The sequence below is a fragment of the Acetomicrobium sp. S15 = DSM 107314 genome (assembly GCF_016125955.1).
GTDB classification, from domain to species: Bacteria; Synergistota; Synergistia; order Synergistales; family Thermosynergistaceae; genus Thermosynergistes; species Thermosynergistes pyruvativorans.
In genome coordinates, this window is sequence record NZ_JADEVE010000075.1 from 1 (window position 1) to 304 (window position 304).

The 304-nt window shown below is 46.4% G+C and carries 1 pseudogene; it reads right to left on the reverse strand.

Annotated features, from left to right (window positions below):
- Window positions 1–304: pseudogene (locus tag EZM41_RS13385) on the reverse strand (IS3 family transposase); the annotation flags it as partial.

The window sequence follows — 304 nt, forward strand, 5'->3', positions numbered from 1 at the left end:
AAGAATTCGCCAACCTACGATGAATCTCAGCAATATGTCTATGACGAATGCAGCATATACAAACCCACTGCGTACAGCTACAGACGTTAGATCTGACACCCACAACTGGTTAGGGCGAATTGAAGTCAAGATACGACACACCAAATCTGCAGGTTTATTGGCAGATTCATCAGGGATCGTAGTCCTTATCTTCCTGCCACGAATAATCCCTTTTAGGCCCATGTCTTTCATCAGGCGCTCCACAGTGCACCTGAGCCACTTTAATGCCCTCTCGATTGAGAGGTCCTACATACTTTCCTAGCTC